At 38.0% G+C, this 17729-nt stretch carries 12 protein-coding genes and 2 pseudogenes; 12 read left to right on the forward strand and 2 right to left on the reverse strand.

Annotated elements, in window-relative coordinates:
• Positions 1 to 155 precede the first annotated feature (155 nt).
• The 3 genes from ING2E5A_RS05925 to ING2E5A_RS05935 all read left to right on the forward strand — a co-directional run bounded on the left by ING2E5A_RS05925 (position 156) and on the right by ING2E5A_RS05935 (position 1944).
• The gene (locus ING2E5A_RS05925; protein WP_154670045.1) at positions 156 to 593 is read left to right on the forward strand and encodes a hypothetical protein; all 438 of its coding nucleotides are present in this window, start codon (positions 156 to 158) and stop codon (positions 591 to 593) included.
• Positions 594 to 686: 93 nt separating this feature from the next.
• Positions 687 to 971, forward strand: coding sequence for a hypothetical protein (locus ING2E5A_RS05930; protein ID WP_154670046.1), 285 nt, complete (start codon positions 687 to 689; stop codon positions 969 to 971).
• Between the two features lie 46 nt (positions 972 to 1017).
• Complete coding sequence (locus ING2E5A_RS05935; protein WP_071135758.1) at positions 1018 to 1944, forward strand: IS1595-like element ISPemu1 family transposase; 927 nt, start codon at positions 1018 to 1020, stop codon at positions 1942 to 1944.
• 103 nt (positions 1945 to 2047) lie between these two features.
• Here the strand turns inward: ING2E5A_RS05935 and ING2E5A_RS05940 are convergent.
• Positions 2048 to 2257, reverse strand: a pseudogene (locus ING2E5A_RS05940) (IS982 family transposase); the annotation flags it as partial.
• A 140-nt stretch (positions 2258 to 2397) separates the two neighbouring features.
• The gene (locus tag ING2E5A_RS05945) at positions 2398 to 3159 is read right to left on the reverse strand and encodes a DeoR/GlpR family DNA-binding transcription regulator (protein ID WP_071136619.1); all 762 of its coding nucleotides are present in this window, start codon (positions 3157 to 3159) and stop codon (positions 2398 to 2400) included.
• A gap of 374 nt (positions 3160 to 3533) precedes the next feature.
• On the opposite strand from ING2E5A_RS05945, the gene tnpC reads away from it, so the two are divergent.
• The 9 genes and pseudogenes from tnpC to ING2E5A_RS05995 all read left to right on the forward strand — a co-directional run bounded on the left by tnpC (position 3534) and on the right by ING2E5A_RS05995 (position 17669).
• Positions 3534 to 5111 carry an IS66 family transposase gene (gene tnpC, locus ING2E5A_RS05955; protein ID WP_071136621.1) on the forward strand — a complete coding sequence of 526 codons (1578 nt, stop codon included), beginning with the start codon at positions 3534 to 3536 and terminating at the stop codon, positions 5109 to 5111.
• Positions 5112 to 5557: 446 nt separating this feature from the next.
• A complete protein-coding gene (locus ING2E5A_RS05960; RefSeq protein ID WP_071136622.1) occupies positions 5558 to 8395 on the forward strand; it encodes a SusC/RagA family TonB-linked outer membrane protein in 2838 nt (945 codons plus the stop codon).
• 98 nt (positions 8396 to 8493) lie between these two features.
• On the forward strand, positions 8494 to 10002 hold the full coding sequence (locus ING2E5A_RS05965; protein WP_071136623.1) for an IS5 family transposase: 1509 nt from the start codon (positions 8494 to 8496) through the stop codon (positions 10000 to 10002).
• A 12-nt stretch (positions 10003 to 10014) separates the two neighbouring features.
• Positions 10015 to 10365, forward strand: a pseudogene (locus ING2E5A_RS05970) (SusC/RagA family TonB-linked outer membrane protein); the annotation flags it as partial.
• 11 nt (positions 10366 to 10376) lie between these two features.
• Positions 10377 to 12263, forward strand: coding sequence for a RagB/SusD family nutrient uptake outer membrane protein (locus ING2E5A_RS05975; protein ID WP_071136625.1), 1887 nt, complete (start codon positions 10377 to 10379; stop codon positions 12261 to 12263).
• 35 nt (positions 12264 to 12298) lie between these two features.
• The gene (locus ING2E5A_RS05980) at positions 12299 to 13477 is read left to right on the forward strand and encodes a DUF5000 domain-containing lipoprotein (protein ID WP_071136626.1); all 1179 of its coding nucleotides are present in this window, start codon (positions 12299 to 12301) and stop codon (positions 13475 to 13477) included.
• A gap of 11 nt (positions 13478 to 13488) precedes the next feature.
• Entirely contained in the window at positions 13489 to 14679 is a 1191-nt protein-coding gene (locus ING2E5A_RS05985) for a DUF4998 domain-containing protein (RefSeq protein WP_071136627.1), read from the forward strand.
• 44 nt (positions 14680 to 14723) lie between these two features.
• Complete coding sequence (locus ING2E5A_RS05990; protein ID WP_071136628.1) at positions 14724 to 15926, forward strand: Gfo/Idh/MocA family protein; 1203 nt, start codon at positions 14724 to 14726, stop codon at positions 15924 to 15926.
• Between the two features lie 9 nt (positions 15927 to 15935).
• Complete coding sequence (locus tag ING2E5A_RS05995) at positions 15936 to 17669, forward strand: hypothetical protein (RefSeq protein ID WP_231960452.1); 1734 nt, start codon at positions 15936 to 15938, stop codon at positions 17667 to 17669.
• Positions 17670 to 17729: the final 60 nt, after the last annotated feature.

A 17729-nucleotide genomic window follows, 5' to 3' on the forward strand; every position in this document is an offset into this window, starting at 1 on the left:
CACAATCTTATGGACAGTGTCCTGTCCTGCGAACCAATGCTTCATACATTTTCTCAAACGTTGAGTTAGAAGATTTGTCGACTGAGGATAATCAATATCATTTTGAAATCGGAAACAGCAATATTGATCTTTCAGAATACTCGCTCTATCCTTCAGTGAGGTTCAACAACTGTGACAATATTGCATTGCGCAACAACGGGAATCTTGCAAATCTAATCTTCGATAACTGTACGGTTTCTAATTTTTATGGATCTGAAAAAAGACCTCTGTCCGGTAAAGTGATTTTCTCTGGTTGTGAGTTTCTGCCCATCATAAAAGGGGAACAGGGAGAAGTCTATTCTCCTTATGCAACTGTCGGCACATTTTTTTCAAATTCTGTGATTCATCCGCCCGTTTACAATGGTGAAGTGAGGGCAGATCTGCTTAATAAAATCGGTCTCCTCAAAATTAACGAATCTGTACGTTTCAATCATAGCAACACGGTATTGAGTAAAACAATTGTGGATCATTTCGAGGGAGCTATTGATGACTCATTTTTCGGGAAACTGATGAACAGTTATCAACTTGCACCCGATTTCAACCAAAATAGATAGTTTTGATTGGTGATCTAATCATCACTATATTATATGTAACGTTTCACCGTTTATCAATCGAATATTCACTCTAAATACAATAACAATAACAATATGAGAAAGATAGTTTTTTTATTTGCTGTTTTATCAGTTTTTTTCTTGTGGGGTGTTGTCGGATGCAATGCGCTAAATATCAAACAGTCAGATTACGAGGTTAACAAACCATGGATGGAAGAGACACTTCGTAAGTCTGTCCAGCAATATAGAACGATGATGGAAAATTTACCGGATGGGGTACAGCCCAACTCAATCAATAAAAATGGAGAATTGAAGACTGTAAAGCCAACAAGTTGGGTGGCCGGTTTCTATCCCGGAACACTCTTTTATTTATCGGTATAGGCGCTTAAGTCGCTGTTAATTTAGAAATAACTGCTACCTTTGTAGCATGGGATTTAGAGAAAAGTATACGGGGGTGAATTCAATAGAATTTAATAGGTATTTTCAGAGCGACGAAGATTGTTTTCGTTATTTGTCTGCAATAAAATGGTCATCTGAAAGTCCGTACAAATGCAAGAAATGCGGTCATCTGAAGTATGGAAAAGGCAAAAAGTCATATTCACGCCGTTGCGCCAATTGTAATTACGATGAAAGTCCAACGGCAGGAACGATGTTTGACAAGATAAAATTTCCATTACTAATAGCGTTTCACATATGCTTTAAGATCAGTACAAAAAAGAAAGGAATGTCTTCCATGGAATTGTCAGAAGAGTTTGGATTGCGGCAGAAAACAGTTTGGGAATTTAAGTGGAAAATCCAACAAGCAATGACGAGCAGCCGTAAAAACCAATTATGCGGCAAAGTTCAAGTGGATGAATTTCTGATTGGCGAATACGAGGAAGGGAAAGTGGGGCGTAGTGGCGAGAGCAAAAAGAAGTTAGTTATAGTTGCACTTGAAATTCTGGAAGATAAAGGTAGTGTTGGGCGTGCTTATGCACAAGTAATTGATCGTGCTTCAAGCAAAGAATTCAGACCGTTTTTTGAGACATATATTAGCAAAGAAGCGCACGTTATTACTGACGTTTGGAAAGGATATTTGCCATTGAAAAAGGACTATCCAAACTTAGAACAAATACCTTCAGACAAGGGAAAGGGAATGCAGCAACTGCATATTCACATAATGAACATCCAGGGATGGTTGCGAGGGATACACCACCATTGCTCAAAGCAGCGGCTGCAAGGTTATCTCGATGAGTACCATTTCAGGTATAACAGGAGGTCAATGATGGGGTCAATCTTCGATTTACTCCTTAGGAAGATGGTCTTCAGTGAACCTATAAGGTTAAATAGAAGTAATATAACTACAGCGGTCTAACCGCCTATACCGACAAATTTATTTTCAACAAGAACAATCAAAACTGTCCGGCGAAATCGTTTTTTCAGCAATTTGAAAAAAAGGTTTTTCAGAGCGGACTCAACAGGTAATAATTCTTGAAATTATGAAAGGTTCCACAGTGGAAGCAGACCATCACGGCAATAATCTCGCTCTGGGACATTTGCGTTTTCCTGTTTCTCCTTTTCGTTATGTCACCTGCTTGAAGTTGGTGATTCCGGATTTCATTCTCATATTCTGCACAAAAATCGTCGGCAATACAAAATATTTCAATAACTTTGTCTGTTGTGATCATAGGGTTGATGTTTGTTATTTGTTTGATTATCAGCTATAAATATACAAATAATCTCCCTATATCACAACTTTTTTTATGATTTTCTTATCCCGAACTCACGTTAGAGCGTAAATGAAAGTAAACGAATAACGTCAAATAGGTTATTCTATTATTACGTCAATTCCCATATCTCGATATTCTCTTAAATGATGATCTGAAATATCTCGATTAGTAATGAGATGATCAATCTTTGAGAAGTCGGCAAATCGATAAAATGAGTTTTTCTCAATTTTTGAAGAATCACAAAGTAAAAAGACTTCACTTGAATTTTCTGCCATTTTCAGCGTTATGGAAGCTTCCATTTCATCATATGAACTAAGTCCATTTTTTAATGAAACGCCATCAGCACCAATAAATGCTTTATCGGCATGATAAAGGTTAATATTCTTATTAGCAACCGGACCATAAATAGCTTTTCGAGAATGTTCAACCTCTCCACCTATAATAATTAATTTGATATTTGGGAAATCAAGTAGTTCTGAAATGATTGGGAGTGATGTTGTAATAACTATTAAAGATTTAAACTTCTTTATATAATTTATCATGTGGAAAAGTGTCGTCCCACAGTCAATGAAAATTATATCATTCTCTTGGATATGGTTTGCCGCAATTCTGCAAATTTCCTCTTTTTTTATGATATTTTGATTCACTTTTACGTTAAATGTAAAGAGGTTTTGACCATTTTTAGCAATTACTGCTCCCCCATGAGTTCTTTTAAGTTTTCCTTCTTGCTCTAAAAATAGAAAATCACGACGAACTGTAATTTTAGAAACGTTACACCGTTTAGAAATTTCAGAAATCGTAATAATTTCTTTTTCGTTTAGAAGATCAATTATAATTTTCTTTCTTAATTCGTAATTCATACTGTTGTTATACATTTTCCTTTTCAAGCAAAATTAATCAAAAACAATCATCTAAAAAAGGAATTGGACATTATTTGTAACTACTTAGGTTCCCTTTTCCTGACCAATGATGAAGAATGCCGCAGGGTTGTCAACATCCTGTTGTAATTTTTTTGAATTTTTCCTCATGCCGCTGTCCCTGCATTGAAGTTGTTATATATCAGCTTATTGTGGGCTATTTGGAGGGCATTGCAGGCCCTCAAAAAATTTTGGAATGACCCTCCGAAAGAAGGGGTGCAGGTCTTGCCAAAATGTCTGGAAACATCCTTTAATCCGCTGGTGCACAAATCATTAAATTTGCACAGATCCATTATTTTCCCGATCTTTGTGGAGGTATGAAAAAGAACTTTAATACAGGACTTGGAAAGAGTGTCGAGGCAGACCGGGTAAAGCTCTCCCGGCGGCGCAGGCAGATCCTTCGGGAACTCGGCCTTTGCGAAGAGCTTGACTCCACAGAACTGGCAGAGCGGCTGCTGGTGCAGGCGAAGATCAACAGGGCTCTTGTCAAAACCCTTGAGGAGAAGGACAGGGAACTTGCGCGGATGGATCTTATTCTTTCTGTCCGTGACAGTGAAATAAAAGTTAAAGAGGCTCGTATTGCCGAGTTTGCATCCCATGTTGCCGAACTCGGGAGTGGCAGGAAACCCGTCATAAAGAATAGCACGAACAGTAGCGTCCCGCCCTCCGGGAATCCAATTGGCATCCGGCATACACAGTCCCAGCGCAAGCCTTCCGGCAGGAAGTCCGGTGGGCAGAAAGGCCATTCGGGGAGCACCCTGCTCCAATCCGAAAATGTAACGGAAACCCAACAGTGGTACCCCGTCTCCGTGTGTCCGGAATGTGGAAAGCCGTTGGAGATGGACGCTGCGATCGTCAGCGCCACACGCCAGGTGGTGGACATTCCGCTTCCGATTGCGGCCACGGTTGTCAACCACATGACGATGCAGGTCAAGTGCTCCTGCGGGCATTGCAGCAAGGGGCAGTTTCCGGAAGAGGTGAATGCTCCCGTATCCTTCGGCCCCAACATCATGGCGATGACATCCTACCTCAGCACTTACCAAAATGTTCCGTTCAAGCGACTCACCCATCTGTACGAGACCATCTTCGGACTCCACATCAGTGAAGGCTCCGTATCGAACATGCTGAAGGCCATGCGGAAATTCTCCAAAACGCCCTACGAAATGATCCGTCAGAAAGTTGCAGAAGGAAAGGTTGCCGGGGCGGACGAAACCGGAATCAACGTGAACGGGAAAAATAACTGGCTCTGGGCTTTCCAGAATGCCGTAGCCACCTTCCTCGCCTTTGACAGCAGCAGAAGCCACCATGTGATCAACAAGCACTTTACCGGGGAAGAGCAAGGTAATATGGTATGGGTCACTGACCGACTTCCGGCCTACTTCATGGGAGACGTGGGGATGGAGGATCACCAGATATGCATTGCCCATCTGTTGCGGAACCTTACCTACACGATGCAGGCCTTTCCGGATGATCCATGGAGCCTTGACATGCTCGACCTGCTGCGGGACTCCGTCCATCATCGCAATGAAAATGACATTGGAGAAGCGGTCAGGAAAGATATGGAAGAAAGACTGGACAAGCTGCTCGAAAGACCTTCGGTTTACACGAAAGAAGACGGGGAGAATAATGAACTTGATAAACTCAAAAAAGGCATTACCAAACACCGGGACTATATCTTTACCTTCCTCACCAATCCCGCTGTTCCTCCCACGAATAATGACTCCGAGAAGGCATTGAGACCGGCCAAGACCAAATTGAAAGTCAGCGGGTGCTTCCGCTCCGAGGAAGGAGCCGGGAACTATGCTACCGTTGCCTCCGTCATCCAAACAGCGGTCAAGAACGGACAGAACCCCTTTGAGGTCCTTCGGGTTATTGCATCCCTTGCTAAAGCGTAGTTTCGAGTATAGCATAGTTATTGACGAGTAGTCAGGACTCTCTGTCTATGACAGGGGGTACCTGAGTAGTTACAAAATTTTGAACTCTTGAAAAAATTAAAGCATTCAATAGTGATTACATATGAATCATTATGTAATATATTGAACGTTTTAAATAGCTGAAAATCAATTTAAAATGATAATAAAATTTATAATTAACCATTATTAACTATTATTTAACTACTGTTCTTGATCGTATATGAATTATTATAATTATAATTGCACTATAATTACGAAAGGAGGTTAAAATGGATCCGTGAATTGAATTTAGCGTAAGAAGAAATTGTTCAAGTGGGATAATCACCTGCCTCATTCTGCTAATAAATGCAATAAATTTCACACATAACATTTTATTATGCTTTTGCTTCTTTAAACAACCATACATAAAAACACAACATTTTATTAACATGAAAAGGAAAATGAATCTGCTAAAAAAATTAATTTTTCTAATTTTTTTATTCATGCAATTGCTAAATTGCCTACATCTTAAAGCAAATAGAAGATACGGCGAAATTAACACAAAATACCATAATATTATCCAGCAAAATAAAGTTATTAAAGGAAAAGTTGTAGACGGTGCTGGAATTCCACTCCCTGGGGTAACAATAACAATTATCGGTTCATCCAAAGGAGTAATAACAGATTTGGATGGCCTATACTCAATTGAAGCCAAATCGACAGATAAACTATTATTTTCATTTGTAGGACTAGAATCGAAAATAATTGAAATTAAGGATCAATCAGTAATAGATGTGGTACTAGAGGAAAAGGTAGATGAACTGGATGAGGTACTTGTTGTTGCGTTTGGTAAGCAGAAGAAAACAGATGTGATAGGCTCTGTTAGTACCATTACTCCGAAAGATCTTAAAATTCCATCCAGCAATTTAACCACCTCATTAGCAGGAAGATTGGCGGGAATTATATCATATCAGAGAAGTGGTGAGCCTGGGCGGGATAATGCAGAGTTTTTTATTAGAGGTGTCACTACATTTGGTTATAAAAAGGATCCGTTGATTCTTATTGATGGGATAGAATTAAATTCAACAGAATTGGCAAGACTTCAGCCGGATGATATTTTAAGTTTTTCGATTATGAAGGATGCTACCGCTACCGCGTTGTATGGTGCACGAGGTGCGAATGGCGTAATTCTGGTAACCACAAAAGAGGGAAAAGAAGGATCCATAAAAGTGAATTTACGTTATGAGAGTTCACTTTCATCACCAACTAGAAATCTTCAGTTAGCGGATCCTATAACTTATATGCGATTGGAAAATGAAGCAGTTGTAACCCGCGATCCACTTGGTTTTCAACCCAATTCAGATAGTAAAATTGACAATACCATTGCCGGGACAAATCCATTGGTCTATCCTGCTACAGACTGGCGAAAAGAGGTTTTTAAAGACAATGCACTCAATCATCGCTTGAATTTCAATTTATCAGGTGGAGGGAAAATTGCCCGCTATTATATTGCAGGTACATTCAATCAAGATAACGGCATACTAAAGGTAGACAGCAGAAATAATTTTAATAGCAATATTGACTTAAAGAGCTATGCATTGCGTTCAAACATAAATATTAATCCAACTGAGACCACTGAAATTGGTGTGAGATTGTATGGGACATTCGATGATTATAAGGGGCCTATATATAGTGGATCTCAAATGTATGAAAGAGTAATGCGAAGCAATCCTGTGAAGTTCCCGGCTTTTTTTCCTGTAGATGAAGATCATCTGCATGTTGGGCATATAATGTTTGGAGGAAGCTCCATGGGTAGTTATATTAATCCATATGCGGATTTAATTAAAGGGTATAAAGAATACTCAAAATCGCTAATGCTGGCTCAGTTTGAATTAAAGCAAGATTTGTCATTCCTAACAGAAGGTTTAGCTCTGAGAGGTTTATTTAACACGAACAGAGAGTCCTATTTTGATGTTTCAAGAAGTTATGTGCCTTTTTTATACGAGGTGAGTACCTATGATAAATATTCTGATTCCTATAAGCTATCACTTATTAATCCTAACACAGGTACAGAGTATCTGGGATATAGCGAGGGTGACAAGATTGTTAAATCTACGACCTATTTGGAATCAGCATTAAATTATGTCAAGGTGATTGACCGGAAACATAATTTTAACGGAATGCTTGTATTTATCATGCGTAATTATCTTGAGGGCAATGCCTCCTCCTTGGTAAAATCACTGCCCTATAGAAATATAGGTTTGTCCGGTAGAGGTACCTACTCTTATGATAACCGTTATTTCTTGGAATATAATTTTGGGTATAATGGATCTGAACGCTTTTACAAAGATAAAAGATTCGGTTTCTTCCCCTCTGCAGGTGCTGCCTGGACGATATCAAATGAAGAGTTTTGGAAGCCAATGGAACCATATATTAATAAACTGAAGTTAAGAGCAACATACGGACTTGTTGGAAATGATGCTATTGGAACTGCTGAAGATAGATTTTTTTATTTGTCATCTGTCTCAATGAACGATGCTTCACATGGGGCTAAATTTGGAAGAGATTATGCATATGGGCAAAATGGTATTTTCGTCACAAGATATGATAATAGAGATATTACATGGGAAACATCCAAAAAAACAAATTTGGCATTAGAGTTAGGGTTGTTCAATCAATTTGATATTCAGATGGAATATTTCAATGAATACCGAGAAAATATATTAATGACCAGAGCAAATATTCCAACAACAATGGGTCTTTCCGCTCCAATGAGGGCAAATGTTGGAGAAGCATCATCAAGTGGCGTTGATCTCTCTCTCGATTATTCATATATGTTTAATAAGGATGCCTGGATAACAGGAAGATGCAATTTTACATATGCTACAAGTAAATATGAAAAGATTGAGGAACCGGAATATGATGAAAAAAATCTTTCTAAAATTGGATTCTCATTGTCACAAGAATGGGGATATATTGCCGAACGCTTGTTCATAGACGAAAGTGATGTGGCTAATTCGCCGGTCCAGAATTTTGGAATATATGGTCCGGGTGATATTAAATACAGAGATGTAAACGGTGATGGACAAATAACCACACTTGATAGAGTCCCAATCGGGTATCCGACACAACCAGAAATTATTTATGGATTTGGGGTATCAACAGGTATTCGAAATCTTGACTTCTCATTCTTCTTTCAAGGATCGGCCTTGTCATCATTTTGGATTAATTATAATAGTTCTACCGCGCCATTTGTAAATGGAAATCAAGTAATTAGGGTTTGCTGAATAATTGGCATTTGTGTTGTATATCAGTAAATTAGTTGGTAAAAAATTTGCATAACTGCAAGAAATTGAGTATTTTTACTTCATAAACCTTGCATTTTATGATACGATACAAGAGCTCCAGGCAGCTTTCAATTTCAGAGTTCAAGATGCCCTTTGAGGCAAAACTGGATGAGAATAACCGGTGGGTTATTCTTTCAAAAATAGTTCCCTGGGAAGAGTTCGCCCGGCTTTATTACAAGAACTTCAAAAGCAACCGGGGTGCCCCCACCAAAGATGCCAGGCTTGTGCTGGGAGTAATCATCATCAAGCACATCATGAAGAGTGACGACCGTGGAGTAATAGAGATGATACAGGAGAACCCCTACATGCAGTATTTTCTTGGTCTCGAAGCTTTCACCTATGAACAGGTGATGACACCGTCACTGCTGGTCTCCATCAGAAAGCGAATCGACCTTGATGTCTTTGAATCATTGACGGACGACTTGATAAGAAAAGGGTTGAAGCTAAAAGCCGGGGCAAATCAAGAAGTGGTTGACAAGGATGCGAAGGATGAAGAAGATGATAATGATGACGATCCCGATCCGCATCCCGGGAACAAGGGGAAGCTCCAAATGGATGCAACGGTCTGTGATGCGGATATCAAGTATCCCACCGATCTGGATCTGCTGAACGAGAGCCGCCAGAAGGCAGAAGAGCTGATCGATGAGTTGTGTTTGAAACTGGGTATTAAAGATAAACCCCGTACATACAGAAGGGTTGCACGCAAGGATTTTTTGAATGTGTCGAAAATGAAGAGAAAACCAGCCAACGTGTTACGAAAAGCGATACGCAAGCAGATCAACTACCTGAAACGGGATGTGCGGACTATCAACGGGATACTGGACACCATAAAGGATAAACCGATTCCCCTCGACCGGCGGCAACTAAAGTATTTTTTTGTCATCCAGCATCTGCTGGAACAACAGGAGACGATGTATAAGAAGAAGAGCCATCAAGTAGAAGATCGCATAGTGAACATTCATCAGCCACATGTTCGCCCCATCGTCCGTGGTAAAGCCAAGGCCAAGACGGAGTTTGGCGCCAAGATCAACATCAGCCTGCTGGATGGATATGCCAGGGTGGATCATTTTGACTGGGATGCCTTCAACGAGGGGCAGGATCTTCAGTCACAGGTTGAACGCTTCAGGAAGTTGACTGGGAAATATCCGGAGCTGGTTCAGGTGGATAAGATATATCTTACCCGGGAGAACAGGCGGTTTTTGAAAGAGAAAGGAATCCGCTTCACCGGGGAGCCACTGGGACGAAAGCCGGCAAAAGAGATCAAGAGCAGATACCAAAAACGTAAAGAGCGACGAGAGACGGCGGAACGCAACCAGGTTGAAGGGAAGTTTGGACAGGGCAAGCGTGGATATGGTTTAAATGATATCCGGGCCAGACTCTCCTCGACGTCAAGGAGTTGGATAGGGGCTATCATTTTTGTGATGAATCTGATCCGGCATATGAGGGATATTCCCTTACCTTATTTTGTCTCGTTACTACAGAAGTTAATGATAGTGAGAAATATAAACATTTATCCACTCGGGCCACAAATGAAATTGTGTGCCTGATTGGGAATTAATAAGCAGACCCTAATTAAAGCTTATGCTGACAGTTATTGGTCTGAGGAGAATAGAAATATATATGCAATATGGCCAAGATTGAGCACAATAGCGAATTCCAATAATGAGCAAAGGAGTACATGGTTTATGAGGGATGGGAGTTTTCTTAGATTGAAATCCGTTGAAATCGGTTATACCATACCAAATAGAATAACAAACAAATTAGATATTGAAAATTTTAGACTCTATGTAAGTGGTTCTAATCTTCTCACATTCAGTAAATTTAAGCTCTGGGATGTTGAAATGGGTAGCAATGGGTTGAATTACCCAATACAGAAGGTAATGAATTTTGGGGCACAAGTTACTTTTTAAATTAAAAATTTATGAAAAATAAACTAATATCTGTTATATTAATGCTCGTATTTATATCTTGCGAGAATTTTCTTGATGTAGTTCCCGATAATATTGCAACAATAGAAAATGCATTCACAATGCGAAATACAGCTGAGAAATACCTCTTTACATGTTATTCTTATATTCCAAAAAATGGTGATTATATATATGATCCAGCATTTATGTGTGCCGATGAAGTATGGGGATTGCAGCAATCATGGCAGGCTCCCCAAATAGTGAGAGGTTTTCAGAATGTTGTTAATCCATTATTCAATCCATGGTCAGGATTAACAGCATCACCAGCTTTGTATATGGCAATAAGAGATTGCAATATATTTCTTGAAAATATTGCCAAAGTTCCAGATTTAGAGGAGTATGAACGTGATAGGTGGATCGCAGAAGTGAAGTTCCTGAAAGCCTATTATCATTTTTATTTAATGAGAATGTATGGACCTATTCCCATTGTAAGAGATAATCTGCCAATATCCGTCAGTATTGAAGGTGCAAAAGTAAAACGTGATCATTTTGATGACTGTATTAATTATGTTGTTGAGTTACTAGATGAAGCAGTTGTTAATCTACCACCAAGAATTGAAGCGGAAGCAACAGAATTAGGAAGAATAACTCAACCCATTGCTTTAGCGCTCAAAGCAAGAGTACTCATAATGGCTGCGAGTCCTCTTTTTAATGGTAATGCCGATTATTTGAACTTCAAGAATAAGGATGGATCTCCATTATTTAGTGCTACTTATGAGGCAGAGAAATGGAAGATTGCAGCTGAAGCTGCTATGGCTGCTATAAATGCTGCTCATGAAAGTGGTCATAAGCTATATTTCTTTAAAGAATACAATCCTTTGGGAAAGTCATTGTCTGATCAAACAAATTATAAATTGAATCTTAGATATGCAATAACTTCCAAATGGAATCCTGAGATTATCTGGGGAAACCCTAATAATTTAACAAATGAGAATCAAAAACAGGCACAAGCCAGACTGGATGGTAGTACGATAGGTTTAGCCTCAACGGGATCCACGTTGGCTCCAACTTTAAAACTTGCTGAAACTTTTTACACCAAGAATGGTGTACCGATTGATGAAGATATAACATGGGATTATGCGGGACGTTATACACTTAAAAAAGCTACTGCCAATGATAAATACTATATTAAGGAAGGTTACGAGACCGTTCAGTTGCATTTTGACAGGGAGTCAAGATTTTATGCCAGTTTAGGTTTTGATGGTTCTATCTGGTACGGACAAGGTAAACTGTCAGAAGATGATAGTTGGCATGTAGAAGCTAAATTGGGACAATATTCAGGTCGTATTCAATCTGGTCAATACAGTCAAACAGGTTACTGGGCTAAAAAGCTTGTGAATCCCGACAATGTATATTCATCAACAGTAAACTATAGTATTGTTAGTTATCCCTTTCCTGAGATTAGATTGGCTGATTTGTACCTGCTATACGCCGAAGCAATGAATGAATATTACGGCCCCAGTAATGAGGTGTATGATTATATCAATCTTGTACGAGAGAGGGCAGGTCTAGGTTCAGTACAAGATTCCTGGGAATTATTTTCGGTTAATAGCAAAAAATACACTACGAAAGAAGGACTTAGAGAGATTATTCATCAGGAAAGAGGTATTGAACTAGCCTTTGAAGGTCAAAGATATTGGGATTTGATGAGATGGAAAAAGGGAATTAGTGAATTAAATTACATAGTTCAAGGTTGGAGCATTACTGAATCTGACGCCGTAAATTATTACAAGGTAAATAATTTGTTTAAAAGGACATTCAAACTGAAAGATTATTTATGGCCAATTAGAGAATTAGATTTAATTGTGAATAAAAATCTGGTACAAAATCCAGGATGGTAAAAATGCAGGTGTGAATAAGTTTAAAAAGTTAAATTATGAAACCAAAAATATTATTATTTCTCCTTGTTATATTTTCTCTTATATTTACTGGATGTAAAGAAGAATATCCCGGTCCGCTTTATGAAGACGAATCAATTCCGTCTCCGGTTGAAAATGTACAAGTAAAGAATATACCCGGGGGGGCAAGATTAAAATATACCCTTCCTGAAAGTGAAAATATTTTATATGTGAAGGCAGTTTATGAGTATCCTGAAGGCAACATACGAAATGTAATATCCTCCGCGTATACGGATACTCTTCTGATTAATGGGATTGGAGATACAAAAGAAATTGAAATAGAATTGTATTGTGTCAATCGAAGTGAGCAAGAATCTGAACCTGTCAAAGTAAAGATAAATCCATTAACACCTCCTGTAAAATTAATTAGGGAGTCGTTTGTAATGCAGGAAACTTTTGGAGGTGTAATGGTATCTTTCACCAATCCTACAAGAGCTGACGTGGTACTTACCATAATGATAAATAATGATAATGAATGGCAACCCCTGGAAACACTATATACGAATAAGGATCAAGGTGCTTTTGCTGCGAGAGGACAAGATTCTGTTTTAGCAGAGTTTGGTGTATTTGTAAAGGACAGGTGGAACAATAGATCGGATACTTTAATAATGTATTTAAAACCATTATTCGAGACTCAAATTCCACCTCCAACACCTATATATTCACTATTCAATGATTATAATAAGTTTTATAATAATTATACATACAGTTATCTTTTTGATGGAATTTATGGGGATCCAGCAGCAACAAACTACGCAGGCACATTATTAAATTCTCCAGCATCAAAATTACCACAATCTTTTACGTTTGACTTTGGGAAACCTACTGAAATAAGTCGTTATAAATATTGGATGAGAACAAATAGTTATTTCAATTTTGGGTCTCCTGAGATTTGGGAGATTTGGGGAGCCAATGAATTGGACGCTGACTGGAGTAAATGGACATTCATATCAGAATTTAAGGCTGTTAAACCATCGGGGCTACCTGTTGGCACTTTAAGCGCAGAGGATCGTGCAACAGCAGAAGCTGGTCTCGACTTTGAGTTTCCTGTCGGAACTCCCAGATATCGTTATCTTAGGTGGAAAACTACTAAGAATTTTGGCAGTGTAGATTATGTACAATTCACTGAACTAATTTTTTGGGGTAATCAGAATTAAATTGAAAAATTATGAGAAATATTGAATATTATATTATCGCATTTTTATCTGTCATTACATTTTTGCGTTGCAAAGATATGAATTCTACTTACTTGGAGTATCTTGAAGGTGGCGAAATAATTTATGTAAGTAAAGCTGATTCTCTTGTGGCTCGTTCCGGATTAAATAGTGTAACACTTTCGTGGATACCTGGGGTTGACAATAAAGCGGTATACGCTAAGATCTATTGGAATAATCGAGAAGATTCGATGGAATACAATATCCCACCAAATCTCGATCGTATAAATGTTTCCATTGCTCTTCCCGAAGGTGCATACTCTTTCGAAGTATTTACTTTTGATGCATTAGGTAATAAGTCGATCGCGGCAACAGCAGAGGGCTCATCTTATGGTGATTACTACATGTCAACTTTAACTGACAGAGTAATCGAACGTTCCTCTTATAGGGTTATACATTGGGGTGAGCCTTATAATAATATGGCTGGAGTAGAGGTAGTATATAAAGATTTTGATGGTAAACTGAAAAAATTGTTCGTGAAGAATACCGAAAGTTATACGATTATTCCTGATTATAAATATTATTCGGAAATTCAATACAGAACTTTCTACTTTCCTGATGAAAATTCGGTTGATACATTTTTCACAGATTTTAAAACCGTAACACTTGACAGTATTGTCGATAGTAGTTGGTTTTTAAGATGGAATAACGAATTCTTTCCCTATAAACAGTTCGGTACTTATCCAATTGAACGAATGTGGGACGGTAATACAAATGCTGATTTCGGATATGTTTGGGAGGATGCGGTACTTCCAGCAAGTATTACTTTCGATATTGGTCAATTAGCTATATTGAAGAAAATGAGATTATTTTCCCATTATAATCCGTCTTTTCTGTACAAATATGGACATCTTAAACATTTTCAAGTATGGGGATCTCAAAATCCTAATGCATCATCGGCATTTGAAGATTGGATTTTTCTTGGTGAATTCAACTCACACAGGCCATCCGGTTTAGCTGATAATATTGCCCCAACACCCGAAGATCTGGCTTATGCCTCTCAAGGTGAGTATTTCAATTTAAATCAGACAAACACGGAGATACGATATATTCGTATAGTAGTGTTGTCAGTTTATAGTGGCTCAACAGCATACTTCCCTAGAATTAATATAACTGAACTTACGTTCTGGGGAGATGTAAGATGACACAATTTTAAAGTATATTATTTAATTATTAAACAAATAAAGTAATGAACAGACGTAAATTTATGCAATCTGCAGTAATAGGTGCCACAGCGATGACTGTGGCACCGAGACTTGCTTTTTCCCAAAGTAAATTGACAAAAAACAAGGTAAGAATTGGAATTATTGGTGGTCGATTCGGTGCTGGATTTCACTTTCATGATCATCCTGATTGTATTGTAGAAGCAGTTTCAGATCTTATTCCGGAGAGGCTACAGAAATTGAAGACTGTATATAAGTGTGATAAAAGTTATCCAAGTCTCGAAAAACTCATTAAAGATCCAAAAATTGATGCCGTTTTCATTGCTACAGGTGCACCCGATCATGCAAGACATGTGATTGCTTCCTTAAAAGCGGGCAAACATGTATTATGCGCTGTGCCTGCTGCAATGACGCTTGAGGAATGTGATGATATACTGAATGAGGTTAAAAGAACAGGGTTAACATACATGATGGCAGAGACAAGTGTATGGAGACAAAGTATGATTTCCGTGAAAAAATTCTATAAGGAAGGTGCTTTTGGGAATATTATGAGTTATGCTGCTCAATATAATCATCCAGGACTCGAATCATTGTATATTGAGAATGGCAAAAAAACCTGGCGTTATGGATTGCCGCCAATGTTATATCCTACACACTGCACTGGTTTTGTTGTGGGTCTTACAAAAGAACGACTAACCGAGGTTACTTGTATTGGTTGGGGAGATAATGATCCTGTTCTGAGAGATAACCAATATAATAATCCGTTCTGGAATGAGTCAGCACTATTCAAAACGAATAAAGGACTGTCTTTTCATATGGAGGTAAATTGGAAAGGAGCTTTAAGAAGTGCGGAGCGTGGAGAATGGCATGGTGATGCGATGAGTGTTGTAATGTCTCATGGAGCAGGATCCAATACAGTATTGGTAAAGGCTGGTGAGAAGATCGTTAAAGATGAAGGCGGCTTTAATGTGAAAGCTAATACAGTGGAGCAGTTTACAATTCCTAAGTGGTGGGAAACAGATATGTTGCCTGAATCATTGCGTTACAACAGCGGACATGAAGGCTCACATACTTTTATCACGCATGAGTTTATTGATTCAATTATTAATGACAGAACGCCAGAAGTGGATATATATCAGGCTCTTGCAATGACTGCTCCTGGAATTGTGGCACATCAATCTGCTATTAAAGGTGGTGAACTGTTAAAAATACCTTCTTTTGATAAATAATTCATGAATGTGAAATTACAAAAAAAGAAAAATAAATTTACCCAAATTGACGTTATGATTAGATCATCAATATATATCTTAATTTATATTATATCATTTTCTCTTTGCTCTTGTAAAATGCAAAGTAGTGCATTACATGTTGCGTCAAAAAAGAAGATTCCAGTAATATATTCTTCAGTTGAAGGAATTGAAATTGAAAGAGGAAAGAAATTATTGAGTTCTTTTTTTATGGATAGAGAGTTGGAGAGTGATTTAATTGAATTGAATGCTTTATCATCTTTTGAGAAGAATAAAGCTTATATTATTCTTGAGACACTTGATAATCACCCCCTTTCTGATATTTTTGGATTGGATTTAATGGGATTGAGCAATTCTCATTCGGAATCACACATGATAAAAGCATTCTCATCTCACAATGGTGGGGATTTTATTTTTGTTGTTGGTAAAGATGCGGATGGTGTTGAATCTGGGATTCATTATTTATTTAGTAAATTGAATTGTAACCTTACTGGAAATAATTGGAGAATATATTGTCCTGTATTTGAAGAAATAAGGAAGCCATTTTTTTCGATACGTGAGGCTACGCTCTGTCCTACGGGGAGAGCCATCCCTGATAATCCAATGATTAATTATGAAAATTGGAACTCGGAACGTTTATCACGTTATCCATCATTTTTAAGATCTTGTGGATTTAACTCCTTACAATTAATGGAATTAATCACATATAATGCTTCAACCGGTGAATGGCAAGGAGGATATCGTGGTGGATTACCGAAAGATAAAACAATTGATGATATTGAAAACGTATTAAAAACGCTAATTGACGAAGCACATAATGAGGGGATGAGAGTTAGCCAGTATATTTGGGGATCGCCAGCAGATGGCAACAAATGGGACGATATTAGAACGAGACCTAAAAGACAAGAATTTTACAAAGAACTGGCTAAACGTTACGGGGAAAAAGTAGATCACATAATCACTCACTGGGTAGATGAAGGGACAGAAGGAGGTTATGAGACGCCATTAACGGCAACCATGTTTATCTGGAATGAATATAAAAAATACAATCCAAATGTTCAGGTTACTTGTGATGCATGGTTTAACAAAGATTTGTATAACGGAATTTCATCTGAAAAGTATGCTAGTAAAGATGTAGCAATAGCTATTGAAAGGTGGTATAATAAAGAGCGGGCTGAACAGATTCAAAATTCTGGCCGTAAAGTAGGTATCTGGGGATGGTATTTAAGTGATTTTGAGATGACTTATGGGCCGAATATTTATACTAAAACATTAGATAAATATTATACAGACTTACCCGAAGAAGCAAGTGTTCAAGTTGACTGGATTTCTTCAGAACTATGTTTTCACGGTTTACCATCTAGGATAAACATGTATGTAGTGGGACGTAAAATGTGGAATCCAAAAACACCATTGGAAAATATTTTATATGATTATTGTAAGGCAATGTATGGAGAACCAAACGCTGATAACATGAAATTTATTTATGAAACAGTTGAGGAAGGTCAAAAAGAAGTACGTTACGGGATGGTTGAAAAAGATCGTTATGCTAATGTTTTAGAAACACTTGAATTTCAAGAAAAAGTTGATCTGGCTTTAAAAAAAATTGATGAAGTTCGAATTTCACCACATTGGATATCGAATTTCTCTGACATAGCTTCGGTCCATGATGATATTATCAATCTTAAAACGTGGTTGATAGAATTTAAACAACAAATACAGTAACATTACTGACATTGTAGTTAAACATGTCTGTTTAGAGGATTAGTTGCACCCTGATTTAAC

The sequence above is a fragment of the Petrimonas mucosa genome (genome assembly GCF_900095795.1).
Lineage (GTDB): Bacteria > Bacteroidota > Bacteroidia > Bacteroidales > Dysgonomonadaceae > Petrimonas > Petrimonas mucosa.

What these genes read in the sequence shown, in the direction of transcription:
- ING2E5A_RS05945 (WP_071136619.1), bottom strand. Translation starts at nt 3,159, where the DNA reads ATGAATTACGAATTAAGAAAGAAAATTATAATTGATCTTCTAAACGAA.
- ING2E5A_RS05985 (WP_071136627.1), top strand. Translation starts at nt 13,489, where the DNA reads ATGAGAAATATTGAATATTATATTATCGCATTTTTATCTGTCATTACA.
- ING2E5A_RS05930 (WP_154670046.1), top strand. Translation starts at nt 687, where the DNA reads ATGAGAAAGATAGTTTTTTTATTTGCTGTTTTATCAGTTTTTTTCTTG.
- ING2E5A_RS05960 (WP_071136622.1), top strand. Translation starts at nt 5,558, where the DNA reads ATGAAAAGGAAAATGAATCTGCTAAAAAAATTAATTTTTCTAATTTTT.
- ING2E5A_RS05990 (WP_071136628.1), top strand. Translation starts at nt 14,724, where the DNA reads ATGAACAGACGTAAATTTATGCAATCTGCAGTAATAGGTGCCACAGCG.
- tnpC (WP_071136621.1), top strand. Translation starts at nt 3,534, where the DNA reads ATGAAAAAGAACTTTAATACAGGACTTGGAAAGAGTGTCGAGGCAGAC.
- ING2E5A_RS05965 (WP_071136623.1), top strand. Translation starts at nt 8,494, where the DNA reads ATGATACGATACAAGAGCTCCAGGCAGCTTTCAATTTCAGAGTTCAAG.
- ING2E5A_RS05980 (WP_071136626.1), top strand. Translation starts at nt 12,299, where the DNA reads ATGAAACCAAAAATATTATTATTTCTCCTTGTTATATTTTCTCTTATA.
- ING2E5A_RS05975 (WP_071136625.1), top strand. Translation starts at nt 10,377, where the DNA reads ATGAAAAATAAACTAATATCTGTTATATTAATGCTCGTATTTATATCT.
- ING2E5A_RS05935 (WP_071135758.1), top strand. Translation starts at nt 1,018, where the DNA reads ATGGGATTTAGAGAAAAGTATACGGGGGTGAATTCAATAGAATTTAAT.